Here is a 24,689-nt window from a genome sequence, read left to right as displayed (position 1 = left end):
GGAGTTGTCGGCGCAGGACCTATCGCTCGCGCTATCGTCGCTGGAATTCGGGCGCCATCAGCAGCAGCGCCAGGCCTTGCTGCTTGGACTCGGCACGGGCCACCGCTTGCCGCGTCTCCGGCGAGGCGGATGGACCGATGACGGCGTCGAGCATGTCGTTGGGATTGCCGATATCCTTGACCTGGCGGGCCGCCTGCCAGGCGATGTCGAGGCGGATCTTCATGCCTTCGGCCGACGCCCAGCTGGCCGCCTGGTCGGAAAAGCCGTTCGGCCCCGGCGGCTGCCAGAGCGGCTCGCCGAGCGCATTGAGCCAGTTGAGCGACTGGCCGGGATCGTTCGCCGGACCCGGGCCGGCCGCCCTGCGGATGGCGGCGATGTAGTCGAAGGGCGAGCGCATCTTGGCGAGGGGCGTCGACCAGGCCTCCGGCATGTCGATGATGGTCGCCGCCAATGCCCGGAGATTGCCGTCGCTCTTGGCGAAAACCTTGGCCAGGCGCGCCACCGCCGCGGGCGGCGGGTCGTCCGCGATGAAATGACGGGCGAGTTCGGTGGCGATGTGCTGCGCCGTCGCCGGATGGCTGGCGATGTCGTTGAGCGCCGCCTCGGCCTGGCCCAAACCGCCGGCCGGATAGGTCTTGCCGAGCAGCACCGCGTCGCCCGGCTCATGGGCATTGGCGTTGAAGACGGAACTGCCGGGTTCGCCCAGCCGTCCTTCGCGCCCGGCCATCGTCCAGCCGGTCAGGATGCGGGCGAAGCTGGTGACATCGGCCTGGCTATAGCCGCTGCCGACGCCGAGCGTGTGCAGTTCCATGATCTCGCGGGCGAGGTTCTCGTTGAGGCCGCGCTGGCGGTTCCTGCCGGCGCGGGAGTCCGGGCCGATCGACTGCTGGTTGTCGAGATAGAACAGCATCGCCGGATGCCGTTCGACCGCCATCAGCATGTCGGCGAAACGGCCGAGCACGAAGGGCCGGATGGCTTCCCGCTCGAAGGCACCGGCGCTCGCCCGCACGATGTTGTCCTTCGCCACGGAGACGCAGAAATGGTTCGACCAGAAATAGACCAGACGTTCGACAAAGCCGGCGTCGGCCCGAAAAGCCTTGTCGAAGCGCGCCTGGGCTTCGGCGCGGAACAGTGTGGCCTCGATTGGCGGCGCGGGTTTGGCCGGAGCTGCGGGCGCTGGTCCAGGTTGTGCAGGCGCAATTGGGGCCGATGTGGCCTGGGCCGTCATGGTCTGGGCGCTCGCCATTGCCGGCTGTGCCGCGGTGGCCATACGCTCGCGGTCGAGCTTGCGCTGGAAATTTGCCGCCATGCTGGCCTGGATGGCCGGTGTGCTGCCCAGCAGCCCGGCATAGGCCGGGTCGTCAAGCGGGATCATGGCGATATCGGGTTGCCGCAGTTCCGCCTTCAGATAACCGCGCGGATCGCGGGCGACCCTGTCGCGGTCGCCGGGCCTTGCGCCGAGCCCGAAGCGGTTGAAAGCGACGAGAGCCGGATCTGGGGCTGGCTGGGAATTGGACGCAAGGGTAGCCAAGTCAGCTCTCCGTCGCTTGGGCTTCCCGCGCGGCGCGTGAAGCCCGTTCGAGCCGTTTCGTGCCTGTTCAACTGGGGTCGTGGGGCCGGCGCGGCCGGCCCCCGTGGCCCTTACCAGTGATGCCAGCGATGCCAGTGGTGGTGCGGATGCCAGACGTAGAAGGCGGGGCCAGGCCCGTAGTAATAGCGGGGGTAGACCACCACACGGTTGGGGACGCAGCGGCCCCAGGGATTGGGATGCCAGCCAGGCCCGCAACCCCAGGCGACGTGCTCGACCAGCGCCGGGGCGGCAAGCGGGGCCAGCGGCATCGCCGAGGATGCCGCAACCGTCGCGGCCGTTCCGGTCACCGCAAGAGCGGTGGTGATCGCGTATTTTGTCAGATAGTTCATGACCATGCTCCGAAGTTGTCCGAGATTGGAAACCTGTCGGCACCAGATGGTCCGGCAGGTCCTGCCCTTCATTTCGTTAAACGGGCGCCGTCGGCATTTTCCGTCGGTCGTCACGGCGATTTTTTTGGCGCTGTCGACGGCTGCGTCCCGCTGCGTCTCGCGAGCCCCTCCGCCAGCACGCTGCGATCCTCGGCGGAACCCGTCGCCGCGAACTCGACGATGCGCTGCTCCAGCCGCGTGCGTACGGTGACGTCGGCATTGCGGGCCCGCTCCAGAGCGGCCGACAAAGCTGTCGTGTCGAGGACAGGTTGCCGCAGCAAATCCGCCGCCTCGCGCCTGGCCTGCTGGCCGTCGAGGATGATGTCGCGGGATTCGCGCCTGACCTCGCGCAGCGCCTTGCGGAACAGCGTGCGCTGCTGGTCGGGAAGCCGGCCGCCGGCCGCCTCCAGCGAAGTGCCCTGGCCCTGCTTGCCGCTTTTTATCCAGACGGCCCCGCCGGCCAGCGCGCCGGCCAGGAAGACATTCAGCCCCACCGAGGCGATGAGGAGGTTACGGGCTGCGCTCATAGGTCTTCCTCGATCGTCTCGGGTCCGGCATCGCCGAACGCCGTCGCATTGGCATCGAGCACGTAGTGGTCTGGCGGAACCTCCGGTGTAACGACGGTCACCAGGGCCAATCCGGCGATGGCGCCGGCGAGCCCGATGCCGGCAAGCCCTAGCCCCAGCCACCAGAAGTGCTGACGCCGCTGCCGGACGATGTGCCGGTCGGCGACCCGCAGGATGCTGTCGTGCAGCGCCCTGCCGGGGTGCGGGACGCTGTAGCTGTCGAGCAGGGCGTCAAGCGTGCCGGCCTTTCGCGAAATGGCCTGGCCCGTCTCGCTTGAAGCAAAGGCGGTGGCTGCTTGGCGCTCCGCTTGCGGCCAGCGCCGCAAATCGCCGCCATAGGCTTCGGCGAGCGCCGCGAAACGCCTTACGTCCATTGCCGGATCGTTCTCGATGTCTTCAGCCATCTGTCTTCCCCTTGCCCCTTGGTGCCGCGTGCCCACGCGGGTTGGAAACGAGGCAGCCCCGCCGGACGCCCTCGATGCTCGGTGACTGTGCGCCATTCATGGCCGCGCTCTTCTCAGTCATGGACGCCATCCCTGGCCAGGATCATGTGCAAAGCCCGGCGGCCGCGCGAAAGCAGGCTCTCCAGCGCATCGACGCTGATCTCGAGTGTCGCGGCCGCCTCTATGTTGGACATCTCCTGATAATAGACCAGGATGATCGCCTCGCGCTGGCGTGGCGCGATTGCCTGCAAGGCCTGCTCGATCCTCCGCGGCTCTTCGCGAGCATCGGGAAGCGGCGCAGGGTCGACCATATCCGGCAAATCGTCGGTCACCAACTCGCGGCGCCTGCGCAGCCGGTCGTAGCAAAGGTTGAGCGTCACCCGGTGGATCCAGCTGTCGAAGCGTGCGTTGCCGCGACGCCAGCTCGAGGCATGGCGCCAGATGCGCACGAAGGTTTCCTGCGCGACGTCCTCGGCCTCCGCCGCGTCGCCCAGCATGCGCACGGCAAGCGAAAGGATGCGCGGCAATTTGCGCGCGACGAGCGTCTGCACCGCCGCGGGATCGCCAGCGCCGACCCGACGAACCAGCTCCTCGTCCGGATCGGCGCTCATCGGTTGGCGCACTCCCGATATCCATCACGCGTCATGGCCTCTTGGTCATTGCTCCGGCTTGGGAGCGGATTTGTGGCCTGGCATCTCGTCGGCCGTAAGAATGCCGTCGCCATTCTTGTCCAGTCTGGCAAAGCGTTTGGCGAAGAACGCATCGAGTTCGGCGCGATCGATGAAGCCGTCATGGTTAGAATCGATGCGCGCGAAGGATTTGGCGGCGTCGCCCTTGACGTTGCGCTTGGCCTGAAAGGCCTCCCACTCCAGGAGGCTGATCTTGCCGTCACCATCCGTGTCGGCGGCCATGATCGCCTTCTCCCGCCGCTTCTGGAACTTGGCCAGCGTGAGTTCCGACCTGGCTTTTGGCGTCGCGGGGGCGGCGGCCGGCGGCGTGGCGCCAGGAGACGTGGCAGCAGTGGGCTGCGTCGCCGTCTGGGCGAGAGCCGCAACGGTCAGCAGGCTCAAGGCAGCGGCAAGGATCGAACGGCGTATCATGCTTCGGCGTCTCCGGTTGGCGTGTCGGCCACGGCCCATGCCGTGGTCACGCTTCAACCGTTAAACGCCGCGACGACGGAAATCCGTCGGTCGCCTGTGCCGATACTTTCAATGGTCGGCGATGCCGACCCGGATATTGGTATCGAGAACGACACAACCTCATCCGGCGTCATCCGAATTCACGCCGGTCGGCCACCGCCCTTGGCAAAAGGGCAGGGGCTACGCCGATGGGTCGGCGGCCACCAGTTGGTCCGGTTTGAAGCCCGCATGCTGCGGGATCCACACATCGCCTTCGCGGTTGAACCAGTGGCAGAGATACATGCCGGAAGCGGCACCGTCGCTGACCGTCATCTTCGGCCCTCCCGACTTCAGCTTGACGACGTCTCCGGTCTTGAAAGTGTTGGGCATTTTCGACCTCCCATGCTGAGGCTCACGACTTTCCCACCAAAGCTGAAGTCTCGACAATGGCGGATATGGATCGCCGCGGCGCGATCCACAGCACCCCGCTCCTAGGCCCTTCGTCATTGTCGTCGTATTGCTCTCAGCTGAGTTCCTGGGCGAGGCCGATGAGAAGGCCTCCGGGCCCGCGGATGTAGCAGAGCCGATAGACGTTTTTATACTGGACGACTTCGCCTGCGAGCCGCGCGCCGCGCTTGCGGAGCCTTTCAAGCGCATCGTCGATGTCGTCCACGGCGAACATGACGCGGAGGTAGCCCAGAGCGTTGACCGGGGCGTTGCGGTGATCAGCGACCACAGGCGGCGTGAGGAAGCGGGACAGTTCGAGCCGGCTGTGGCCGTCCGGCGTGCGCATCATGGCAATCTCGACGCGCTGATCGCCCAGCCCGGTGACACGTCCGGCCCATTCTCCCTCGATTGTGGCCCTTCCTTCGAACTCAAGGCCGAGCTCGCGAAAGAAATCAATCGTCTCTTCGAGGTCATCGACGACGATTCCGACATTGTCCATCCGTTTGAGCGCCATGTGTCCAATCTCCAAGGCGCCCGTCCAGGCCGCGTACGTTCTGCACTCGCTTTGACCTTCGCCGAGGCCATGGCGGCGTAATTCCTTGGCCTCGACCCACCGTGATCCTTCGTTCGTTATAGAGCCTCTTTGGCGAAGCGCGGACGCCGTCGCATCCTGAGCGTGCTCAAAATGACAGAGTTGATAGCGGAGCCGATACCAAACCTTCCGCTATCGACTTTCTGAGCCACGATTTGGTGCCCGACATGGAGAACTTTAATTTCCTTGCGTCTGGAAGCCACGAAAACATTGATGGCTTCTTCCGGCCTCGTTTCGATCGGTTGTTGCCGTTCCCAAGCGTAATCGTCCCAGATAATGGTCCCGCCATTCTTGAGTAGAGGCCACGCCAGAAGGGAATCGACGTGAACCGCGTCCCGGTCGTGCGCACCATCGATATAGATCAGGTCGTAAGATCTTTTTTGGTCCTGCAGGTCGATCAATGCCTTGCTGGAAATCGACTTCAGCTTTGTGACGCGTCCGCCATACGAGGCCGTGTTGGCATCGAAGCGCCGTTCTACTTGGGCAAATCCGCCGGCCAAAGTTACGTATTCGTTCTGCCCTCCAGCGAACGGATCGATGCACGTAATCCGCGACAGATGGCAGTACTCAAGAAAAAAGATCGCGGAACGTCCTTCCCAAGATCCGATTTCCAAGATGTTGAGAGGTCGATCCCGCATACTTGCAAGGCAAGCGCTCCAGACACGGAAATTATTAGACGTCCAATCGGAGGAAAATTCTTTCCCCTCGTACCACTTAGCAAAATCGACCACTGCTAACTCCTCTATTCCGGGATTGTCTAGCGCCACTCTCCGCTTCAATGCAACCACGCAAGTGGGACCTACAATTGATCGTCATGCTATCGGGCTGCACGAACGTACGCTTCCCAGCTTTATCAGCAGATCGGCGCGCTAAACCCCGATGCGAGGCGATCTCACACCAAGAACAAAAGGGCAAAAAGCGCCGCCAGGAAGTGCTGCCAGAGTGCTACGACGGCGTTTTTCGCTCTACGCCTCGGGAACCCGCAAACCCTTGGGAAATATTGGTGCCGCTTAGGTGACTCGAACACCTGACCCCATCATTACGAATGATGTGCTCTACCAACTGAGCTAAAGCGGCCCGGGAGGCCAAGGCCTCCAAGATGGGCTGGGTGATAGACTCAACCGGCGGCGAATTCAAGATGCGAGTTGCCAAATCATGCACAAGCGCCGCCGCGATCGAAACCAGGGGTTCGCGCCGCCCGGCGTGCGAGAATCGGCGGCATGTTGCGATTTTATTTGCCGGAATACCGCCAAGATGGACTTTGGACGGCCCGTCGAGGCAGAATGCGGCTGCCCGCCCGTTGATTGATTGGTCGCCTACCGCTAACCATCAGGGAAGATTGGGGCAATTTGCAGAGGGATCTCGCTTGGACGCGATCGAGAAAGCGATCCGGAACGCCTTGGAAAAGGGCAATGCCGAGGACCGCGCGTTCCGCGAGAGGGTCTATCGGTCGGCCTTTGCCGCGCTCGACCGTGCGCTCCAGGCCAATCCCGGCGTGACCGTGGAAGTCGCCATCAAGCGCCGCAAGGCGATCCAGGCGACGATCACCGAAATCGAATCCGAATTCCTGCCGGCGGTGCCGGATGTGGGCCTGGAGGTCGACGCACCGGCGGCCGAGCCCGCGGCCACTGCGGCGCCCGCGATCGAGATCGGCGACAAGACGCCATCGCCCGCCGTCACTGTCGACGGGCCCGCAGAGCCCGTGTCCGATGCGCCGCGCTCGCGCGTGCTGCCGGTCGTTCCCGACATCATGCCGGACGCGACGCTTCCCGGCGTGCCGGCCATCGATATGTCCGCTCCCGCCGCGCCCGGTGCCGCCACGGAAGTGGCGCCTGATCGCGATGAGCGGCGCATTCGTGGACGCCGCCTGCCGCTGACCGCCATTTTCTTCACCGTCACCCTGCTTGCGGCGGTCGGCATCGGCGTGTTCTTTGCCATACAGACCGGTGTGTTCAAGACGGCGGCGCAGCTCGACACGGCGCCGCCGGAGGCGCCACCAACCGTCGAAGGTGACGATTTCACCCCGGCCGACGGTGCCAACGCGCCGGCAAAGCCTGGTGCCGCGGACCAGTCGCGCAACTGGATCAATGTGTTCTCGCCGGCAGACCCGACGCATGTCGCTGCTCCGTCGGACGCCAAGGCCTCGGTGATGAAGGACGACACCGGTCCGTTCCTGCGCATCCAGTCCGGCCCTTCCGGTTCGGCGATCGCCTTCGACGTCGGGCAGGGCGTGCTGGAGAAGCTCGCCGGCAAGCACGCCGTGTTCGATATCATCGCCCGCGCCGAGGACGGCAAGGACACGCAGATCTCCGTCGACTGCAATTTCGGCGAGCTCGGCGATTGCGGCCGCAAGCGCTACGCGGTCGGCCAGCAGCGCAACGAATATCTGTTCGACGTGCAGTTCCCCAACAAGCATCCGGGCTCGGCCGGAACCATCGCCGTCAATTCCGATTTCGACAAGCAGGGCAAGGCGGTCAACATCTACGAGATCCGCGTTTCGATCGAGCCGTAAATCTCGAACCCTGACGGAACATCGGAGGCGATCCTCGTGGAGCTATATCACCGGTTTGGGGCTGCGTAGGTCACCCCAGCCCGGGGCCGTCTCCAACGCGGTGAAGTCGCCCGTCGCAATCTCCCGGCATATGGTCATCAGCGCTCCGCCAGCAGCGCGGGCAAGCGATCCGCCGACGCTGATCCGCCGCACGCCCGCTTGCGCAATCTGGTCGAGGGTCAATCCCGAGACGCCTTGGCCGACCACATGATTTACCGGAGCGCTGACCGAGCGGCAAAGCTTCTGGAGGGACGCCAGGTCCGGCACTCCGGCGCATAGACGACCTCGGCGCCGAGAGTCTCGAAGACCTTAAGGCGGCGAATGGTCTCTTCGAGATCATATTTCCCTTTGCCGAGGCCATCGGCGCGGGCGGTCAGGACGATATTGTGTTTTCGTGCGGCCTCAGCCGCAGCAGCCACCCGCGCGACCGCGTCGTCGAAATCGCGTATCGGCAAATCGGAATTCGGCTGCCGATCCTCGATGGACAGCCCCGCCAATCCAGCCTCCGCGGCGAGCCGAACGGTCTCGGCAACACCTTCTGGGGTGTCTGCGTACCCGTCCTGCAGATCCGCGGTAACCGGAACATCGGTCGAAGCCGCTATCTCGGCGGCATAGGCCAGGCTCTCGTTGCGACTGACTTCCAGCGCTCCGTCTCTCCGGCCTTTTGAGAACGCGTAGCCCGACGATGTCGTTGCCAGCGCCTTGAAGCCCAAGCCCACCATCATCCGGGCGCCACCTATGTCCCAGGGATTGGGAATCACGAAGCAGCCGGATTTGTGAAGAGCGCGAAAACGTTCGACCTTGTCGGATCGGGAAATCATATGCGCTCCTCTGCCTGGAATGGAACTTTCGGTTTGGGATCTCTAGCGGTCGAGCAGCGCCTGCAGCGTCTCGATGCGGTCGGCCTCGTTGGCCGGCTTGTCCCAGCGCAGCCGTGAAATGCGGGGAAAGCGCATGGCGACACCGGATTTGTGCCGGGTCGAGCGGTTAAGTCCCTCGAAGGCGACTTCCAGCACCAGGCCATTGTCGCGGTCCGCCCGCACCGAACGCACCGGCCCGAAACGCTCGACCGTGTTGTCCCGGACATATTTGTCGATCTGCTTCAGCTCCTCGTCGGTGAAGCCGAAATAGGCCTTGCCGACCGGCACCAGTTCCTCCTCGCCCTCGGCCCCGGACCAGACGCCGAACGTGTAGTCGGAGTAAAAACTCGAGCGCTTGCCATGGCCGCGCTGGGCATACATCAGCACCGCGTCCACCGTGTGCGGATCGCGCTTCCACTTGAACCACGGGCCTTTCGGCCGGCCAGCGACATAGGGCGAATCCCAGCGCTTCAGCATCACACCTTCGATGATCGGATGCGGGGGTGCCCGGCGCAGGTCTTCCAGCGTCTGCCAGTCCGCGAAGGCGACGAAGTGCGACAGGTCGAAACGGCCGGGGTCAAGCGTTTTCACGAAGGCTTCGAGGCGGCCACGCCGTTCCCGGAACGACAATGCGCGAAGGTCTTCATCGCCGATCTGAAGCAGGTCGTAGCAGCGCATGAAGGCCGGATATTGCTGCTGCATTTTCGGCGTCACCGTCTTGCGGTTCAGCCGCTGCTGCAGGTCCGAGAAGGTCCCCGTCGCCTCTCGCGGGTCGCCAACAAGCAGCTCGCCATCCAGCGTCGCGGAAAAATGCATGGCGTCGGCGAGGTCGGGAAAGGCGCCGGAGACATCGTCGCCGGTGCGCGAATAGAGCCGGCGGATGCCGCCTTCCGCCACCGCCTGGACGCGGATGCCGTCCCATTTCCATTCGGCGGCGTAGTCGGCAGGGTCGAGCTTTTCCAGGTCGCCGTCGCCAACCGGGTTCGACAGCATCACCGGGCGGAACAGCGCCATCGCCGTGTTGCGAGGTTTTTCAGCCTTGCCTTCGAGCCAGGCGAACAGCGCCGTGTAGGGCGGCGACAGCCCGTGCCAGAGTTCCTCGATCTCGGCGACGTCGACCTTGCCGAAATCCGCCAGAGCCTGTTTGGCCAGCCGAGCCGAGACGCCGATGCGCAGGCCGCCGGTGACCAGCTTGATGATGGCAAAGCGCGCCGAGATGCCGGCGCTGTCGAGCAGGCTGGCCAGCACCTTCGGCCCGTCGGAGCGGCTTGCCGACTGCAGCTTTGCCACGACCTCGCCAAGCGTCGGCTCGCGGTTGGGGATCTTGCCCGGCGTTTGCGGCCAGACCAGCGACACCGTCTCGGCGAGATCGCCGACATAGTCGTAGGAATAGCCGAACAGCACCGGATCCATGCGTTCGGTGACCAGCATGCGCAGCATCGCCGGCTTGACCGCGGCAATGCTCAGATCGCCGGTGATGGCGGCCAGCGCCAGCCCGCGATCGGGGTCCTCGACGCTGCGGAAATAGTCGACCAGCAACGTCAGCTTGCCGTTGCGCGACGGCGTCAGCACCAGGCGATCGAGGAGTTCGGCGAAGCGGTTCATGCCATCAATCGCCCTCGTCCTCATAGCCCACCAGATGCAGTGGCTTTGCGGCGATGCCTTCGAGTTCGCACCAGCGCACCAGCGCTTCCTCGCGGCCATGCGTCACCCAGATTTCCTCGGCTCCGGTCTCCTTGATGGTGGCGGTGAGTTCGTCCCAGTCGGCATGGTCCGAGATGATCAGCGGCAGCTCGACGCCGCCCTGCTTGGCGCGCTGGCGGATACGCATCCAGCCCGACGCGAAGCACGAGATCGGATCAGGAAAGCGCCGTGCCCAGCGGTCGGCGAAGGCCGATGGCGGGCCGACGACGATGGCGCCGGCAAAGTCCACCTTGCCGCCTTCCACCGTCGCCGGTTCCAGCGTTCCCAAGTCAATGCCCTGGCTCTGGTAATACTCGCTGAGCCTCGCCAGCGCGCCATGGATGTAGAGCGGCCTGTCATAGCCGGCGTCGCGCAACAGCCGCATCACCCGCTGCGCCTTGCCCAATGCGTAGGCGCGGACCAGATGCGAGCGTTCGGGAAACTGCGCCGCCGACTTCAGCAGGCGGGCGATCTCTTCCGTGTCGGGCGGATGGCGAAACACCGGCAGGCCGAAGGTCGCCTCTGTGATGAACACGTCGCAGCGGATCGGCTCGAACGGCGCGCAGGTCGCGTCCTTGCGCCTTTTGTAGTCGCCGGAGGCGACGATGCGCATGCCCTGGTGCTCGACCGATATCTGCGCCGAGCCGAGCACATGGCCGGCCGGATGAAAGCTGACGCTGACGTCGTCGAGGGCGATCGTCTCGCCGAGCCGTGCGGCTTGGGTCGTTCCGGCAAAGTCCTCGCCGTAGCGCAGGCCCATAATGTCGAGTGTCTGCTGCGTCGCCAGCACCGAGCGGTGGCCGGAACGCGCATGGTCGGAATGGCCGTGCGTGATCAGCGCCCGGTCCACCGGCCGCACCGGGTCGATGAAGAAGTCGCCCGGCGGGCAGTAGAGGCCCTCGGGCCGGGGATGAAGCAGGTCGCTGGCGCGCATGGTCCCCAAGATAGGATATAATTCCGCTGCGGGAAGCCTGCCGTCGGAGACTGCTGACTCTCCTGGCAAAGGACGCTCAATTCGGTTCAGCTCCCGCATCCTTTGCTTTACAGAGATGGCGGCCCGGCTGCCTCTGCCGGTGGAACCATCATCATGAAGCCGCTCCAGACCTCATCGGGCGATCTGAACGCCGATCGCCGTGCCGACTATGCCGAGATGCTCTTTGCCTCTGGCGATCACACGGCCGCGGCAGAGCTGCTGCTCGGTGCGCTGGAGCTGGCGCCGCAATGGGCCATGGGCTGGTTTCGCCTCGGCGAGATGCAGGAGGCATCAGGCGGGCTCGACCTGGCGGCGCAGGCCTGGGCGATGTCGCTGAAACTGGATCCAGCCGATCGCCAGGGCGCGGCCCTCAAATTGCAGCTGATCGGCAAGGGTCCGGTTGCCACCGCGCCGCCCAGCGCCTTTGTCGAAACGCTGTTCGACCACTATGCCGAGACATTCGAGGAGATGCTGGTCGGCAAGCTTGATTACCGGTTTCCCGAATTCCTCGAGCACATGATTCGCAAGGCAGAGCCGGGCCGCTTCCGGCTGGCGCTCGATCTGGGCTGCGGCACCGGGCTGATGGGCGAAAGGCTGCGGCCGATCGTCGACCGGCTGGAAGGCGTCGACATCTCCGCCAGGATGCTGAAGAGGGCGCGGGCGAAAGGCATCTATGACGCGCTGACAAAAGCGGATCTGCAGGGCTTTTCCCATTCAGGCGACAAGCCCGATCTGGTGACATCAGCCGATGTGCTGATCTACATTGGCGCACTCGATGGCCTGGTGGGCACTGTTGCCGGCCTGCTCGCCGACGGCGGCCTGTTTGCCTTCTCCGTCGAAAGCCTGGCAGGCGACGGCGATTTCGCGCTGCAGCCCTCGCGGCGCTACGCCCATTCGGATGGCTATGTCAGGCGCGTGCTCGAGGCCAGCGGGCTTTCGATCCTCGCGCTGGAGCCAACGACCATCCGGCAGGATCGCCTCGAGCCTGTCAAAGGCTTGGCCGTTGTGGCACGGAAGACTCACGCCGCTTGAAGTTGCAGGATCATCGTGCGGTGGCGCCGCCACGACTCAGTGCTGCTGCGAAAAAGTCCAATTTGCGTGCGCGACTGATATTTGCGATCTGGTCGCATCAGGGCGGGATATCAGGAGGATACCGGATGCGCTGGAACATGATGATCTTGGCCTCTTGCCTGGCAACAGCCGGCTGCGTCGGCAATTCGATGTCCGAACGCCAGGACGCCAACATCGAGTCCTCCCTGCAGTATGACACTGTGCCATGCGATCAGTTGCTGGTGCAGCGCGATGGCCTGGCGCAGCAGAACAACCTTCCGGTGACCGCGAAGCCGACCTTCTACAATCCCGCGATGGGTTTCGGCCCGTTCACGCCCGACATGCGCTCCAAGGCCCAGCGCGACAGCGACAAGGCGGCAGGCGAGATCGATGCCATGAACCGCTCCATGGACCGCCGCGACTGCGGCAAGCCGGACAATCAGAAGAAGAAGTTCGCTCTGCCGAGTTAAGGATACGGCACAGCTACTGGTCGGGAACTGTCGCAGGCGGCAGGCTATGTCCTCGCGAGGGCGCCATCGGATGAAACTCTCGGACCTTGGCGACCGCATATGCATCCTGGGGCCGTCCAACAGCGGCAAGTCGACCCTGGCCGACGCGATTGCCCGCAAGCGTGGCCTGGAGCCCGTTCACCTCGATCTGCTTCATCATCTGCCCAACACCGACTGGGAGCCGCGTGCAAAGGGAGAATTCATCGCCTTGCACGACGCCGCAATCGCCGGTGAGCGTTGGGTGATGGACGGGAATTACTCGATCTGCATGCCGCAACGGTTCCAGCGGGCGACGGGACTGATCCTGCTGGATATCTCCACGCCGGCAAGTTTGTTGCGCTATTTCAGGCGAAGCTGGTTTGAGACGAACAGGCGCGGCGCCTTGGAGGGCGGGCGCGACAGCGTCAAATGGGACATGATCCGCCATATTGCCGTGACCACGCCGAAAAACCGCCAGAGATACCAGGCGATGTTCGAAGAGCTCGACCTGCCAAAGCTGCAGCTATCGTCCGTGAGCGCAATCAAGCAATGCTTCAGGCAGTGGGATCTGGCCAGGTAAGAGTCCTGGCAAGAGTCTATTTGTTTTGACGCAATTCCGGACGGAAAACCGCTTCACACTTTTCCTGGAATTGCTCTAATATCCCGCCTTGCGGTCCACCAGATTCTCGAGCTTTTCGCCGCGCTCGAAGGCGTCCATCTGGCGCAGCATGATCGGCGCCAGGTGCATGGGATCGGAGGTCGCCGCGGCATGCGGCGTCACGAACACCTTTGGATGGTTCCACAACGGGCTGGTCTTCGGCAGCGGTTCGACCTCAAACACATCGAGGCTCGCCTCCTTCAGCGTGCCGTCATCCAGCGCCCGCGCGATGTCGGCGTCCTTCTGCAGGCGGCCGCGTCCGGCGTTGATCAGCACCGAGCCGCCGAGGCCGTTGCGCTTGCGCAATTCCTTCAGCACGCCGTAGTTGATGATGCCTTGCGTGTCCGGCGTCAGCGGCAACAGCACGACGAGGATATCGGTCGCCTTGAGGAAGGGGATCAAACCGGTCTCGCCGGAATAGGTCGCGACGCCTTGCATCGGCCGGTCGGTGCGCGACCAGCCATTGACCGCGAAGCCGAGCGACAGCAGCACCGAGGCCGCGGCGCGGCCGAGATTGCCGAGCCCCATAATGCCGACGGAAATGTCGCCGGCCGGTCGCTGCGGCGGCTCGTGCCAAATCTTCTTTTGCTGCTGCTGCCGGAAGAGCAGGCCCTGGCGATGATGATCGAGCACCCGCCAGACGACATATTCGGTCATGTACTGGGTGAGGTTGTCGGCGACGACCTTGACGATCGGCACGTCGGGCAGGCCGGGATCGGCGAAGATATGGTCGACGCCGGCGCCGATCGAGAAGATGGCGCGCAGATTGGGCAGCGACGACAACAGGTTGGGCTTCTGCTTCCACACCACCGCATAGGTGATCGACGGATCCTTGGCGCCATCCGGCTCCAGCACCACCTCGCGCTCGGCTGACAGCAGGTCGCGCCAGCGCTGCGGATGAAAGCCGGTGACGGCAAGCAGGATGCGGCCTTTTTCCATCGCGGTATTCTAGTCCTTCTTTACGCAAATTACTCGCTGACGATGCCGACCGGCGCCGTCTCTATCTTGAAGGCGGCCGAGATCAGTGCCCGAGTATAGTCGGTTTGCGGATTTTCAAAAATCTGCTGGGAAGGACCGGCTTCGACGATCTGGCCATTGCGCATGACGATAACGTCGTTGGCAAGCGCCCGGATGACCTTGAGGTCATGGCTGATGAAGAGATAGGCGAGGTCGTGCTTGGCCTGCAGATTGCGCAAGAGGTCGACGACCTGCGCCTGCACGCTCATGTCGAGCGCCGATGTCGGCTCGTCCAGCATGACGAAGCGCGGGTTGAGCACCATGGCGCGGGCGATGGCGACACGCTGGCGCTGGCCACCGGAAAACTCGTGCGGGTAGCGGTTGCGCGTCGCCGGATCGAGGCCGACCTCCTTCAGCACGGCGGCCACCTTGTCGTCGCGTTCATCGGGCGACAGCTTCGGCTCGTGGATCTTGAGGCCTTCCTCGATGATCTCGGCGATCGACATGCGCGGGCTGAGCGAACCGAACGGATCCTGGAACACGATCTGCAATTCGCGCCTGAGCGGCCGCATGGCGTTGAAGGTGAGCTGGTTGATGTCGCGGCCGTTGAACTGGATGCTTCCGGTCGACGAGATCATGCGCGCCAGCGCCAGGCCGAGCGTCGTCTTGCCCGAACCGGATTCGCCGACCACGCCCAGCGTCTGGCCGGCGCGCACGGTGACATCGATGCCGTCGACCGCCTTCACATGATCGACCGTGCGCCGGAAGAAGCCTTGCTTGATCGGGAACCAGACCTTGATGTCCTTGCCGGTCATCACCGGCTTGGCGGCGGCGTTGGCCGCCGGCGGCTTGCCCTTCGGTTCGGCCGCCAGCAAATGCTTGGTATAGGCGTGCTGCGGGTTGGCGAAGATGTCTTTGGTCGGTCCGGTCTCGACGATCTTGCCTTTGGTCATCACGCAGACCCGATCGGCGATCTTCCTGACGATGCCGAGGTCATGGGTGATGAACAGCATCGACATGCCCTTGCGGCTTTTGAGGCCCGCCAGCAGTTCGAGGATCTGCGCCTGCACGGTGACGTCGAGCGCCGTCGTCGGCTCGTCGGCGATCAGCAGTTCCGGTTCGTTGGCCAGCGCCATGGCGATCATGACGCGCTGCCGCTGGCCACCGGACAGCTGGTGCGGATAGGCATCGAGCCGCTTCTGCGGGTCGCGGATGCCGACCTCGTTGAGCAAAGCCAGCGTGCGCGCCTTGGCCGGGCGGTCGGCCATGCCCTGATGCAGCTTCAGGATCTCGACGATCTGCTGCTCGATCGTGTGCAGCGGATTGAGCGAGGTCATCGGCTCCTGGAAGATCATGGTGATCTTGTTGCCGCGAACCTGCCGCAACTGTTTCTCGTTCATCGCCAGCAGGTCGGCGCCCTGGAACAGGATCTTTCCCGAGGGGTGGTTGGCTGTCGGATAGGGCAGCAGTTTCAGCACCGACAGCGCCGAGACCGACTTGCCGGAGCCGGATTCGCCGACCAGCGCCACTGTCTCACCCTTGGCGATGTCGAAGGAGATGTGGTCGACGGCGACAGACTGGCCGCCGCCCTGGCTGAAGGCGACGCTGAGGTCCTGTACGCTGAGCAGAGGCGCTTCGCTCATTTGAACGTCTTGCGCGGATCGAAGGCGTCGCGCGTCGCCTCGCCGACAAACACCAGCAGCGACAGCATCAGCGAGATGACGACGAAGCCGGAAATGCCGAGCCACGGCGCGTTGAGATTGCGCTGCGCCTGCTTCAGCAACTCGCCGAGCGAGGCCGAGCCGGGCGGCAGGCCGAAGCCGAGATAGTCGAGCGAGGTCAGGGTCGAGATCGAGCCCGAAAGCAGGAACGGCAGGAAGGTCAATGTCGCCACCATGGCGTTGGGCAACAAATGCCGGAACATTATGGTGCGGTTGGGCACGCCGAGCGCGCGCGCCGCGTTGACATATTCGAAGTTGCGGGCGCGCAGGAATTCGGCTCGCACCACGCCGACCAGCGCCACCCAGGAGAACAACAGCATCAGGCCGAGCAGGATGAAGAAGCCCGGCGGCAGGATGGCGGCGACGATGAGCAGGAGATAGAGCACCGGGATCGCCGACCAGATTTCGATGAAGCGCTGGAACAGCAGATCCGTCCAGCCGCCGAAATAGCCCTGCAGGGCGCCGGCGCCGACGCCGATCAGGGCCGAGCCGGCGGTCAGGATCAGGCCGAACAGCACCGAAATGCGGAAGCCGTAGATGACGCGCGCCAGCACGTCACGCGCCTGGTCGTCGGTGCCGAGCCAGTTCCAGTTGCCGACGATGCATGCCGGGTCGGCAGCCCCTTGCGGATACTGGTTGCAGCGCTTCGTGGCGTCATACTGCCAGGACGGCTTGGCGGGTGCCGCTTCCGGGATGGCGTTGTTGACGGTCTGGTAGGAATAGCGGATCGGCGGCCAGATCATCCAGCCATTGGCGTTGATCTCGTCCTGGATCACCGGATCGCGATAATCGGTGACCGCATAGAAGCCGCCGAACTTTTCCTCGGGGTAGGCGACCAGAACCGGAAACAGGATCTCGCCCTTGTAGGAGGCAATGATCGGCTTGTCGTTGGCGATGAATTCGGCAAACAGCGACAGCACGAACAGGACGAGGAAGAACCACAACGACCAGTAGCCACGCTTATTGGCCTTGAAGTTCTGCAGGCGGCGCTTGTTGAGCGGCGACAGGAACGGCCGTGGCATCCGCTCCGGCACCACGCCGGCAGTAACGCTTGCCTCCGACATCAGATATCTCTCCGCTCGAAATCGATGCGCGGATCGACCCAGGTGTAGATGAGGTCGGACAGCAATCCGACGAACAGCCCGAGAAGCGAGAAGATGTAGAGGTTGGCGAAGACGACGGGATAGTCGCGCTCGACCACCGAGCGGAAGCCGAGCAGGCCGAGGCCGTCGAGGGAAAAGATGTTCTCGATCAGCAGCGAACCGGTGAAGAAGGCCGAGATGAAGGCGCCGGGGAAGCCGGCGATGACGATCAGCATGGCATTGCGGAAGACGTGGCCGTAAAGCACCTGCCGCTCCGACAGGCCCTTGGCGCGCGCCGTCACCACATACTGCTTGCGGATCTCCTCCAGGAACGAGTTCTTGGTGAGCAGCGTCGTCGTGGCGAAGGCCGACAGCACCAGCGCCGTCAGCGGCAGGGTCATGTGCCAGAAATAGTCGACGATCTTGCCTGGCCAGGACAGTTGGTCCCAATTGTCCGAGACGATGCCGCGCAACGGAAACCAGTCCCAGAAGGATCCGCCGGCGAACAGCACCATCAGCATGATGCCGAACAGGAAGCCCGGAATGGCATAGCCGACGATGACGACGCCGCTCGTCCAGATGTCGAAGGGGGTGCCGTCCTTGACCGCCTTGCGGATGCCGAGCGGAATGGAAATCAGATAGGACAAGAGCGTGATCCAAAGCCCGATCGAAATCGACACCGGCATCTTTTCCAGGATCAGGTCGAGCACCGAGATGTCACGGAAATAGCTGTTGCCGAAATCAAAGCGGGCGTAGTTCCACAGCATCATGCCGAAGCGCTCGAGCGGCGGCTTGTCGAAACCGAACTGCTTCTCCAGCTTCTTGATGAATTCCGGATCGAGGCCCTGCGCGCCGCGATATTTCGAGCTGACGTCGCCGGCGGCATCGAAATTGGAACCGCCCGCATCGCCGCCGCCACCGCCGAGGCGGTCGCTGCCGCCCTGATTGGTCAGCTTGGCGATGATCTGCTCGACTGGGCCGCCCGGCGCGAACTGGATGACGGCGAAGGAGATCGCCATGATGCCGAACAGCGTCGGGATCATCAAAAGGATGCGGCGCAGGATATAGGCGCCCATCAGGCGTCCTGCCCTCTTTGGACTGCTATCTCAGCCTTTGCCAATTTTTACCGCCTTGCCCTTATCGACCCACCACAGCGCCTCGACCGGAAAGCCGAAATCGGGTTTTTGCTCGGGAAAGCCGAACATGTCCCAATAGGCGCTTCGGTGATTCGCCAGGAACCAACTAGGAATCCAATCGCACCGTGCGCGCAAGACCCGGTCGAGCGCCCGCATCGCGACCGTCAGGCTTTCACGGTCTTTTGCCGCGCCCACCATCTCGATCAGCGCATCGATCGCGGGGTCAGACGTGCCCGGCAGATTGCGCGAACCGGAGAGGTTGGCCGTCCTGGAATGGAAGAAGCCTTCGAGGTCGTCGCGCGTCGGTGTCGCGCTGAACGAGAAAGCAGCCGACAGCAGATCGAAATCGAACGTCGCCTGTCTGGCCTGGTATTGCGCCGAATCCACCAGCCGGATCGTGGCATCGATGCCGATCGCCTTCATGTTGGCGACCCAGGGCGAATAGACCTGAACGAAGGTGTCGTCGTCGACCATGAATTCGGCCGAAAGCCTGCCGCCCTTGCCGTTGACGACGAAATCGCCAGACCGTTTCCAGCCGGCTGCGGCCAGAAGCTTTGCGGCCTGGCCAAGCAGCTTGCGGTCGCGGCCGGAGCCGTCGGATGCGGGCTGGGCTACCGCCTCGCCGAAGACCGCCGCTGGCACCTGGCTGCGCAGCGGCTCCAGCAGCGCCAGCTCTTGCGGCGATGGCACCCCTTCGGCGCGAAAATCCGATTTCTCGAAGCAGGATTGCGAGCGCTCGTAGGAGCCGTAGAAGAAGTTGCGGCGTGTCCATTCGAAATCGAAGCAAAGCGCGATAGCCTGGCGCACGCGCGCATCACGAAACTGTTCGCGCCGCTGGTTGACCGCCGTTCCCTGCATTGTCGGCCGCTTCTCGGCCGGGAATTCGTGCTTGATCACCTTGCCCGCGGTCAGTGCAGGAAAGTCATAGGCGGTCGCCCAGACGCGTGAGGTGAATTCCTCGCGGTAGGTGATTTCGCCTTTCTTGAAGGCCTCGAATCCCGCCGTGCGGTTCTGGTAGAACTCGATTCTGATAATGTCGAAATTGTTCTGGCCGCGATTGACCGCAAGGTCACGGCCCCAATAGTCCGCCACCCTGTCATATTCGATCCACGCGCCGGCCGAGAAGCGCCCGACCTTGTAGGCGCCGGAGCCGAGCGGCGGGTTCAACTGCGAGGAGTCGAACGGATTGGCCGTGTAGAAGGCCTTCGACAGGATCGGGAACTCCACAACGTTGAGCACGGTGCGCGCCGATTGCTTGCCGGAAAAAGTAAGCCGCAGCGTGCGGTCGTCGACAGCAACGGCCTCGACCATGTGCGTCAGTGACAGCGACAGGTCGGGGTGGCCCTTGTCCTTGTAGAGCTTGAATGTGAAGGCGGCGTCTTGCGCCGTCAGCGGTGACCCATCATGGAAGTGCGCTTCGGGGCGAAGCGAGAAGGTGAAGGAGTTCCGGTCGTCGGACAGCGTTACGCCGTCGGCGATCTGGCCATAGACGGCGTCCGGTTCGTCGAGTGCCCGCACCATCAGCCCATCGAAACACATCTCCATGCGCGGCGGCGCATCGCCCTTGTCGGCGAAGGAGTTCATTGTGTTGAAGGTTTGTGTGTCCTGGTTGTAGCCCCAGTTCGGCGGCGAGAAATTGAAGATCCCGCCAGCCGGCGCATCGACATTGACATAGTCGAAATGGGTGAAATCCGGTCTGTATTTTAGGTCGCCGAAAGCGGACAGCCCATGCAGCTTGGTGTCGGTCGCAATGTCGGCGAAGGCCTTGCCTGGCAGGAGAGCCGCGGCAGCGGCGGCACCGCCCAATGCCAGGAAATCGCGGCGGGGCAGCACTGCCATCGATCGCCGCCCCATCAATTGCCGCCCTTGTATTTGGCCGCCAGCGCCTTCTCCTTGTCGAGGTCGATCCACCAGGAGTCGGGATCATAGCCGGCATAGGCGGGTTGCTTGTCTGGGATGCCGAATTTATCCCAGTAGGCCAGCCAGATCGCCGAGCGGTAATATTGCGGCACGACGTAGAAGTTCCACAGCAATACGCGGTCGAGTGCGTGGGTGGCGGCGACGAGATCCTCGCGGTCAGTGGCGAAGATGACACGGTCGACCAGCGCGTCGACGGTCGGATCCTTGATGCCCATGAGATTGCGCGAGCCCGGCGTATCGGCGGCCTTCGAGCCCCAGAAATCCCGCTGCTCGTTGCCGGCCGAGTCCGACTGGCCGAACAGACCCGTGACGACGTCGAAATCGAAATGGGTGACACGGTTGATGTACTGCGTCTGGTCGATGATGCGCAGGGAAGCGTCGACCCCGATCTTGCGCAGATTGGCGATGTAGGGACTGGCGATCACCTGGTCGGTGTCGTTCCAGCCGAGGATCTCGAACTTGAACGGTTCGCCGGTCTTGGCATTGACCATCTTGCCGCCCTTGATCACCCAGCCGGCCTTGGCGAAGAGGTCGACGGCCTGTTTCAGGTACTTCCGTTCCGCTTGCGGCGAATCGTAGACCGGCAGCTTGAACTCCTGCGTGAAGAGCTCTGGCGGCAGCTTGTCACGATACTTTTCCAGGATGTCCAGTTCCTTGCCTTGCGGCAGTCCGCTCGACGCCAGGTCCGTGCCCTGGAAATAGCTCGACGTGCGGGTGTTGAAGCCGAAAAACAAGGCGCGGTTCATCGACTCGAAATCGAACGGAATGGTCAGCGCCTCACGCACCAGCCGGTCCTGGAACTGTGGCCGCCGCTGGTTGAGGACAAAGCCCTGCATCGGCTGCGGCGAGTGGCTCTCGAAACTCTTCTTGATGACGTCGCCAGCCTTGATGGCCGGGAAAGTATAGGCCGTCGCCCATTTGCGCGAGCTGTATTCGCGGTTGAGATCTTCCAGTCCGCCCTTGGTGAAAGCCAGCCATGCAGCATTGTCGTCGAGGATATAGGTGAAACGCTGCGTGTCGAAATTCTCGCGGCCGATCTTCACCGGCAGCTTGGCCGCCCAATAGTCCGGCACGCGCTGCCAGACGATTTCCGAGCCCGGCTTGAAGCTGCCGATCTTGTAGGCGGCTGAACCCAGCGGGATTTCCAGCGTCGGCTTGGTGACGTCGCGCTTCTTGCCGCTGGCGTCGATGCCTTCCCACCAGTGTTTTGGCAGCACGGCGAGGTCGCCGATGATCTTCGGCAGTTCGCGGTTGCCTTTCTGATTGAAATGGAACTCGACTTCGCGGTCGGAGATGGCGACCGCGTCGGTGACGTTCTCGAAATAGCGGCTATATTGCGGGCTGTTGGCCTTCAGCACCTGGAATGACCAGATCACGTCGTCGACGGTGATCGGCTGGCCGTCATGCCACTTCGCGCGCGGATCGAGCCGGTAGGTCGCCGAGGAATAATCAGCCGGATATTTATAGGCATCGGCAATGAGCGGGTGGCTGGTGCTGCCCTCGTCCGTCGCCTGCTCCATCAGCGTGTCGTAGAGCAGGCCGCCACCGAAGCCGACGAGGCCTGCCGCCGGCGATCCCTGCACGATATAGGGGTTGAAGCTGTCATAGGTGCCGAGCAGCACCGAATTCAACGTGCCGCCCTTGGGCGCGTTCGGGTTGACGTAGTCGTAGTGCTGAAAATTGTCGCCGTATTTGGACTCGCCGATCAGCGATGAGGTGGTCCGCCACTCGTCGGCCCGGCTCGTCTGCAATCCCGCCGCCAGCAGGCTCGCCGCCAGCAGCGACTTGAGAAGCGTTCGGCCAACCGTCATGCACTATCCTCTTCGCGATGCGTGCCAGATCATCCAGAAGGGCAATCTAGATGATTTGCCGCGCGTGAAAACCGCCATGCGCGGCTTTGTCGCCGCATATGCGTTTTTCCTAACGAAAAAGCCGGGCAGAACCCGGCTTTTCTATGAACGCTTCGATGACAATTCGGTTATTTGGCCGGCGCGGCCGGTGCTGGTGCCGCGGGAGCGGCCGGTGCGGCAGGCTTGGCCGGTGCCGCGCCGTCAGCCGGCTTGGCGGGCGCGCTGGCGTCAGCGGCGGCACCAGGCGCAGGCAGCGGCTTCGGGCTGTCCGACAGCGTGCGCAGATAGGCGATGACGTTGGCGCGGTCCTCGTCCTTGGGCAGGCCGGCGAAGCCCATGGCCGTGCCCTTCACGAACTTCTTCGGCGAGGTGATGAAGTGGTTGATGTTGTCGTAGGTCCACTTCTCGGAGCCGCCCTTGGAGAATTCCTTCATGCCGGCCGAATAGGCAAAACCTTCATGTTCGGCGACCGGGCGGTCGACGAGATCCCACAGATCAGGGCCGACCTTGTTGGGGCCGCCCTTTTCGCCGGAATGGCAGGCTTGGCATTTCTTGAACACGGCGGCGCCCGCCTCGACATTGGCGGTCTGCAGCAGATCGGCGATCGGCTTGGCTTCGGCGGCGGGTGCTGCCGGGCCGCCTTCGGCGGGCTCCGTCACTTCGATGGCGAAGCCGGGCTTTTCAGGAGCCGGCGAGGCAAACAGCGCGTCCGACACCAGGCCAACCGAGAAAACGACGAATACGGTTCCGAGCAATCCGGCGAGCAGTTTGTTGACTTCGTTGGAATCCATACGCCCCTTGCTCCCTTTTCCGGCGGACCGAACCGTCCACTCCGTCCGTCGGTATCGAGACCTGCCCTCCAGAGCCGGTCAAATCGGGCGGAAACTAGGTCTTTTGCTCGGGCGTTGCAACACCTATAAGGGCGCTGCCAGTGAGACCTTTTGCCACTTTTCCCCTCCTCTTTCGAACGCCTTGCCATCGCGATGTCCACCTTGATCCTGATACCAGCCCGCATGGCCTCCACCCGCCTGCCGGGCAAGCCGCTGGCCGACATTGCCGGCGCTCCGATGATCGTCCATGTCGCCCGCCGCGCGGCCGAAGCCGGCCTCGGCCGCGTGGTGGTGGCGACCGACACGCAAAGCGTCGCCGAAGCGGTGCGCGCGCATGGTTTCGAGGCGGTAATGACGCGCGTCGACCACGAATCCGGCTCCGATCGTATCCACGAGGCGCTGCTCGCGCTCGATCCCGGGCACAAGGTCGAAACCATCGTCAATGTGCAGGGTGACCTCCCGACCATCGATCCCGGCATCATTGCCGCTTCGCTGAGGCCGTTCGAAGACGCGGCGGTGGACATCGCCACGCTCGGCGTCGAGATCGTCCGCGAGGAGGAGAAGACCAATTCCAACGTCGTCAAGATCGTCGGTTCGCCGCAGTCCGCCACGCGGCTGAGGGCGCTCTATTTCACCCGCGCCACAGCACCCTGGGGCGAGGGGCCGCTCTATCACCATGTCGGCCTCTACGCCTATCGCCGCTCGGCACTCGAGCGCTTCGTCGCGCTGAAACCGTCGCCGCTGGAGCGCCGCGAGCGGCTGGAACAGCTGCGGGCGCTGGAAGCCGGCATGCGCATCGACGCCGAGATCGTCCAGTCGCTGCCGCTCGGCGTCGACACGCCGGAAGACCTTGAGCGCGCCAGGATGATCCTTTCAAACTGAGAAATTCCTTCGAACCCGAGCCACCGTGAATCGAGACCCGGCCATGCCTGAAAAGACCAACAGAATATCCTTCCAGGGCGAGCCGGGCGCCAATTCCGACACTGCCTGCCGCAACGTCTATCCCTCGATGGAGCCGTTGCCGTGCCCGACCTTCGAGGATGCCTTCAACGCGGTCGAGACCGGCAAGGCCGACCTCGCCATGATCCCGATCGAAAACACCATCGCCGGACGCGTCGCCGACATCCACCATCTGCTGCCGGAATCGCGGATGCACATCGTCGGCGAATATTTCCTGCCGATCCATTTCCAGCTGATGGTGCTGCCCGGCGTCAGGCGCGACGAGATCAAGACCGTGCACAGCCACATCCACGCGCTTGGCCAGTGCCGCAAATACATTCGCAAGAACGGCTGGAAGGCGGTCGTCGCCGGCGATACGGCGGGTGCGGCCAAGATGATCTCCGAGGTCAAGGATCGCACCATGGCCGCGCTGTCGCCGGCGCTGGCGGCGACGCTCTACGGGCTCGACATCATCGAGGAAAATGTCGAGGACACCGATTCCAATGTCACCCGTTTCGTCGTCCTGACCAAGAGCAAGCAATGGGCCGAACGGCCGTCGGCCGACGTCAAGATGATGACCACCTTCATCTTCCGCGTCCGCAACGTGCCGGCGGCACTCTACAAGGCCATGGGCGGCTTCGCCACCAACGGCATCAACATGACCAAGCTGGAGAGCTACCAGCTAGGCGCCTTCACCGCGACATTGTTTTACGCCGACATCGAGGGCCATCCGGAAGATCCGCTGGTCAAGCTGGCGCTGGACGAGCTCCGCTTCTTCTCCCGCGAAGTGCGGATTCTGGGCGTCTACCCGGCCAGCGAGTTGCGCGAGCAGTGGAAGGTGGCGGATTAGTGCATGGCGCCTGTTG

General features: G+C 63.6%; 24 protein-coding genes, 1 tRNA gene and 1 pseudogene. 6 read left to right on the top strand and 20 right to left on the bottom strand.

From position 1 onward, the window contains the following. Nucleotides 1–31: 31 nt before the first annotated feature. From AC0V8S_RS00475 to AC0V8S_RS00430, 10 genes are all read right to left on the bottom strand, one after another. A complete protein-coding gene (locus AC0V8S_RS00475; RefSeq protein WP_183455945.1) occupies nt 32–1,531 on the bottom strand; it encodes a DUF1800 domain-containing protein in 1,500 nt (499 codons plus the stop codon). Between the two features lie 110 nt (nt 1,532–1,641). After that, nucleotides 1,642–1,920 (bottom strand): GCG_CRPN prefix-to-repeats domain-containing protein, encoded by a 279-nt coding sequence (locus tag AC0V8S_RS00470; RefSeq protein ID WP_183455947.1) that lies wholly within the window; start codon nt 1,918–1,920, stop codon nt 1,642–1,644. Nucleotides 1,921–2,030: 110 nt separating this feature from the next. Continuing rightward, the gene (locus AC0V8S_RS00465; protein WP_475436370.1) at nt 2,031–2,486 is read right to left on the bottom strand and encodes a periplasmic heavy metal sensor; all 456 of its coding nucleotides are present in this window, start codon (nt 2,484–2,486) and stop codon (nt 2,031–2,033) included. Beyond that, entirely contained in the window at nt 2,483–2,929 is a 447-nt protein-coding gene (locus AC0V8S_RS00460; RefSeq protein ID WP_475436369.1) for a hypothetical protein, read from the bottom strand. The genes AC0V8S_RS00465 and AC0V8S_RS00460 overlap by 4 nt, the downstream gene beginning before the upstream one ends. A 113-nt stretch (nt 2,930–3,042) precedes the next feature. After that, nucleotides 3,043–3,579, bottom strand: coding sequence for an RNA polymerase sigma factor (locus tag AC0V8S_RS00455; RefSeq protein ID WP_095198433.1), 537 nt, complete (start codon nt 3,577–3,579; stop codon nt 3,043–3,045). Nucleotides 3,580–3,624: 45 nt separating this feature from the next. Continuing rightward, a complete protein-coding gene (locus AC0V8S_RS00450; RefSeq protein WP_183455953.1) occupies nt 3,625–4,068 on the bottom strand; it encodes an EF-hand domain-containing protein in 444 nt (147 codons plus the stop codon). A 219-nt stretch (nt 4,069–4,287) separates the two neighbouring features. Beyond that, nucleotides 4,288–4,476 carry a YodC family protein gene (locus tag AC0V8S_RS00445; RefSeq protein WP_019863018.1) on the bottom strand — a complete coding sequence of 63 codons (189 nt, stop codon included), beginning with the start codon at nt 4,474–4,476 and terminating at the stop codon, nt 4,288–4,290. 133 nt (nt 4,477–4,609) lie between these two features. After that, on the bottom strand, nt 4,610–5,047 hold the full coding sequence (locus tag AC0V8S_RS00440) for a VOC family protein (protein ID WP_183455955.1): 438 nt from the start codon (nt 5,045–5,047) through the stop codon (nt 4,610–4,612). A 116-nt stretch (nt 5,048–5,163) separates the two neighbouring features. Continuing rightward, nucleotides 5,164–5,856 (bottom strand): class I SAM-dependent methyltransferase, encoded by a 693-nt coding sequence (locus AC0V8S_RS00435; protein ID WP_183455957.1) that lies wholly within the window; start codon nt 5,854–5,856, stop codon nt 5,164–5,166. Nucleotides 5,857–6,126: 270 nt separating this feature from the next. After that, nucleotides 6,127–6,202 (bottom strand) — tRNA-Thr (locus AC0V8S_RS00430). A gap of 289 nt (nt 6,203–6,491) precedes the next feature. Here AC0V8S_RS00430 and AC0V8S_RS00425 point away from each other — a divergent pair. Beyond that, nucleotides 6,492–7,637 (top strand): hypothetical protein, encoded by a 1,146-nt coding sequence (locus AC0V8S_RS00425; protein WP_475436366.1) that lies wholly within the window; start codon nt 6,492–6,494, stop codon nt 7,635–7,637. 42 nt (nt 7,638–7,679) lie between these two features. Here AC0V8S_RS00425 and AC0V8S_RS00420 read toward each other — a convergent pair. The 3 genes and pseudogenes from AC0V8S_RS00420 to AC0V8S_RS00410 form a co-directional block, all read right to left on the bottom strand. Next, nucleotides 7,680–8,497 (bottom strand): annotated as a pseudogene (locus AC0V8S_RS00420) (isocitrate lyase/PEP mutase family protein). Nucleotides 8,498–8,539: 42 nt separating this feature from the next. Continuing rightward, nucleotides 8,540–10,141: a cisplatin damage response ATP-dependent DNA ligase gene (locus AC0V8S_RS00415; RefSeq protein WP_475436364.1), complete on the bottom strand. Its 1,602-nt coding sequence runs from the start codon at nt 10,139–10,141 to the stop codon at nt 8,540–8,542. 4 nt (nt 10,142–10,145) lie between these two features. Beyond that, a complete protein-coding gene (locus AC0V8S_RS00410) occupies nt 10,146–11,153 on the bottom strand; it encodes a ligase-associated DNA damage response exonuclease (RefSeq protein ID WP_475436363.1) in 1,008 nt (335 codons plus the stop codon). A gap of 153 nt (nt 11,154–11,306) precedes the next feature. On the opposite strand from AC0V8S_RS00410, the gene AC0V8S_RS00405 reads away from it, so the two are divergent. From AC0V8S_RS00405 to AC0V8S_RS00395, 3 genes are all read left to right on the top strand, one after another. Then, complete coding sequence (locus AC0V8S_RS00405; protein WP_475436361.1) at nt 11,307–12,224, top strand: methyltransferase domain-containing protein; 918 nt, start codon at nt 11,307–11,309, stop codon at nt 12,222–12,224. 125 nt (nt 12,225–12,349) lie between these two features. Then, nucleotides 12,350–12,712 (top strand): hypothetical protein, encoded by a 363-nt coding sequence (locus tag AC0V8S_RS00400; protein WP_475436359.1) that lies wholly within the window; start codon nt 12,350–12,352, stop codon nt 12,710–12,712. A gap of 70 nt (nt 12,713–12,782) precedes the next feature. Beyond that, nucleotides 12,783–13,310, top strand: a complete 528-nt coding sequence (locus AC0V8S_RS00395; protein ID WP_475436357.1) for a P-loop NTPase family protein — start codon at nt 12,783–12,785, stop codon at nt 13,308–13,310. A gap of 75 nt (nt 13,311–13,385) precedes the next feature. Here the strand turns inward: AC0V8S_RS00395 and AC0V8S_RS00390 are convergent, their stop codons facing one another. The 7 genes from AC0V8S_RS00390 to AC0V8S_RS00360 form a co-directional block, all read right to left on the bottom strand. Beyond that, the gene (locus AC0V8S_RS00390) at nt 13,386–14,327 is read right to left on the bottom strand and encodes a 2-hydroxyacid dehydrogenase (RefSeq protein WP_475436356.1); all 942 of its coding nucleotides are present in this window, start codon (nt 14,325–14,327) and stop codon (nt 13,386–13,388) included. A gap of 29 nt (nt 14,328–14,356) precedes the next feature. Next, nucleotides 14,357–15,988, bottom strand: coding sequence for an ABC transporter ATP-binding protein (locus AC0V8S_RS00385; RefSeq protein ID WP_475436355.1), 1,632 nt, complete (start codon nt 15,986–15,988; stop codon nt 14,357–14,359). Beyond that, nucleotides 15,985–17,130, bottom strand: a complete 1,146-nt coding sequence (locus tag AC0V8S_RS00380; RefSeq protein ID WP_183455973.1) for an ABC transporter permease — start codon at nt 17,128–17,130, stop codon at nt 15,985–15,987. The genes AC0V8S_RS00385 and AC0V8S_RS00380 overlap by 4 nt, the downstream gene beginning before the upstream one ends. Continuing rightward, on the bottom strand, nt 17,130–18,224 hold the full coding sequence (locus tag AC0V8S_RS00375) for a microcin C ABC transporter permease YejB (protein ID WP_475436353.1): 1,095 nt from the start codon (nt 18,222–18,224) through the stop codon (nt 17,130–17,132). Before AC0V8S_RS00375 ends, AC0V8S_RS00380 begins: the two co-directional genes overlap by 1 nt. 30 nt (nt 18,225–18,254) lie before the next feature. Beyond that, nucleotides 18,255–20,123, bottom strand: a complete 1,869-nt coding sequence (locus tag AC0V8S_RS00370) for an extracellular solute-binding protein (protein ID WP_475436351.1) — start codon at nt 20,121–20,123, stop codon at nt 18,255–18,257. Between the two features lie 14 nt (nt 20,124–20,137). Beyond that, the gene (locus tag AC0V8S_RS00365) at nt 20,138–22,015 is read right to left on the bottom strand and encodes an extracellular solute-binding protein (protein WP_475436349.1); all 1,878 of its coding nucleotides are present in this window, start codon (nt 22,013–22,015) and stop codon (nt 20,138–20,140) included. A gap of 167 nt (nt 22,016–22,182) precedes the next feature. Then, complete coding sequence (locus AC0V8S_RS00360) at nt 22,183–22,845, bottom strand: c-type cytochrome (RefSeq protein ID WP_183455981.1); 663 nt, start codon at nt 22,843–22,845, stop codon at nt 22,183–22,185. 192 nt (nt 22,846–23,037) lie between these two features. On the opposite strand from AC0V8S_RS00360, the gene AC0V8S_RS00355 reads away from it, so the two are divergent. Both AC0V8S_RS00355 and AC0V8S_RS00350 read left to right on the top strand, forming a co-directional pair. After that, complete coding sequence (locus AC0V8S_RS00355) at nt 23,038–23,766, top strand: 3-deoxy-manno-octulosonate cytidylyltransferase (RefSeq protein ID WP_475436347.1); 729 nt, start codon at nt 23,038–23,040, stop codon at nt 23,764–23,766. A gap of 43 nt (nt 23,767–23,809) precedes the next feature. Continuing rightward, nucleotides 23,810–24,673, top strand: coding sequence for a prephenate dehydratase (locus AC0V8S_RS00350; RefSeq protein WP_475436345.1), 864 nt, complete (start codon nt 23,810–23,812; stop codon nt 24,671–24,673). Nucleotides 24,674–24,689: the final 16 nt, after the last annotated feature.

This window comes from Mesorhizobium oxytropidicola (assembly GCF_056174625.1).
The sequence above is the reverse complement of the archived record's forward strand: the minus strand, read 5'-3'. Positions and strand labels throughout refer to the sequence as shown.

Bases quoted from the DNA above. Each gene is read 5' to 3' on its own strand.
- AC0V8S_RS00380 (WP_183455973.1), bottom strand. From the start codon at position 17,130: ATGTCGGAGGCAAGCGTTACTGCCGGCGTGGTGCCGGAGCGGATGCCA.
- AC0V8S_RS00445 (WP_019863018.1), bottom strand. From the start codon at position 4,476: ATGCCCAACACTTTCAAGACCGGAGACGTCGTCAAGCTGAAGTCGGGA.
- AC0V8S_RS00405 (WP_475436361.1), top strand. From the start codon at position 11,307: ATGAAGCCGCTCCAGACCTCATCGGGCGATCTGAACGCCGATCGCCGT.
- AC0V8S_RS00375 (WP_475436353.1), bottom strand. From the start codon at position 18,224: ATGGGCGCCTATATCCTGCGCCGCATCCTTTTGATGATCCCGACGCTG.
- AC0V8S_RS00390 (WP_475436356.1), bottom strand. From the start codon at position 14,327: ATGGAAAAAGGCCGCATCCTGCTTGCCGTCACCGGCTTTCATCCGCAG.
- AC0V8S_RS00410 (WP_475436363.1), bottom strand. From the start codon at position 11,153: ATGCGCGCCAGCGACCTGCTTCATCCCCGGCCCGAGGGCCTCTACTGC.
- AC0V8S_RS00355 (WP_475436347.1), top strand. From the start codon at position 23,038: ATGTCCACCTTGATCCTGATACCAGCCCGCATGGCCTCCACCCGCCTG.
- AC0V8S_RS00350 (WP_475436345.1), top strand. From the start codon at position 23,810: ATGCCTGAAAAGACCAACAGAATATCCTTCCAGGGCGAGCCGGGCGCC.
- AC0V8S_RS00415 (WP_475436364.1), bottom strand. From the start codon at position 10,141: ATGAACCGCTTCGCCGAACTCCTCGATCGCCTGGTGCTGACGCCGTCG.
- AC0V8S_RS00450 (WP_183455953.1), bottom strand. From the start codon at position 4,068: ATGATACGCCGTTCGATCCTTGCCGCTGCCTTGAGCCTGCTGACCGTT.
- AC0V8S_RS00400 (WP_475436359.1), top strand. From the start codon at position 12,350: ATGCGCTGGAACATGATGATCTTGGCCTCTTGCCTGGCAACAGCCGGC.
- AC0V8S_RS00460 (WP_475436369.1), bottom strand. From the start codon at position 2,929: ATGGCTGAAGACATCGAGAACGATCCGGCAATGGACGTAAGGCGTTTC.
- AC0V8S_RS00465 (WP_475436370.1), bottom strand. From the start codon at position 2,486: ATGAGCGCAGCCCGTAACCTCCTCATCGCCTCGGTGGGGCTGAATGTC.
- AC0V8S_RS00440 (WP_183455955.1), bottom strand. From the start codon at position 5,047: ATGGCGCTCAAACGGATGGACAATGTCGGAATCGTCGTCGATGACCTC.
- AC0V8S_RS00370 (WP_475436351.1), bottom strand. From the start codon at position 20,123: ATGGCAGTGCTGCCCCGCCGCGATTTCCTGGCATTGGGCGGTGCCGCC.
- AC0V8S_RS00360 (WP_183455981.1), bottom strand. From the start codon at position 22,845: ATGGATTCCAACGAAGTCAACAAACTGCTCGCCGGATTGCTCGGAACC.
- AC0V8S_RS00470 (WP_183455947.1), bottom strand. From the start codon at position 1,920: ATGAACTATCTGACAAAATACGCGATCACCACCGCTCTTGCGGTGACC.
- AC0V8S_RS00455 (WP_095198433.1), bottom strand. From the start codon at position 3,579: ATGAGCGCCGATCCGGACGAGGAGCTGGTTCGTCGGGTCGGCGCTGGC.
- AC0V8S_RS00385 (WP_475436355.1), bottom strand. From the start codon at position 15,988: ATGAGCGAAGCGCCTCTGCTCAGCGTACAGGACCTCAGCGTCGCCTTC.
- AC0V8S_RS00395 (WP_475436357.1), top strand. From the start codon at position 12,783: ATGAAACTCTCGGACCTTGGCGACCGCATATGCATCCTGGGGCCGTCC.
- AC0V8S_RS00365 (WP_475436349.1), bottom strand. From the start codon at position 22,015: ATGACGGTTGGCCGAACGCTTCTCAAGTCGCTGCTGGCGGCGAGCCTG.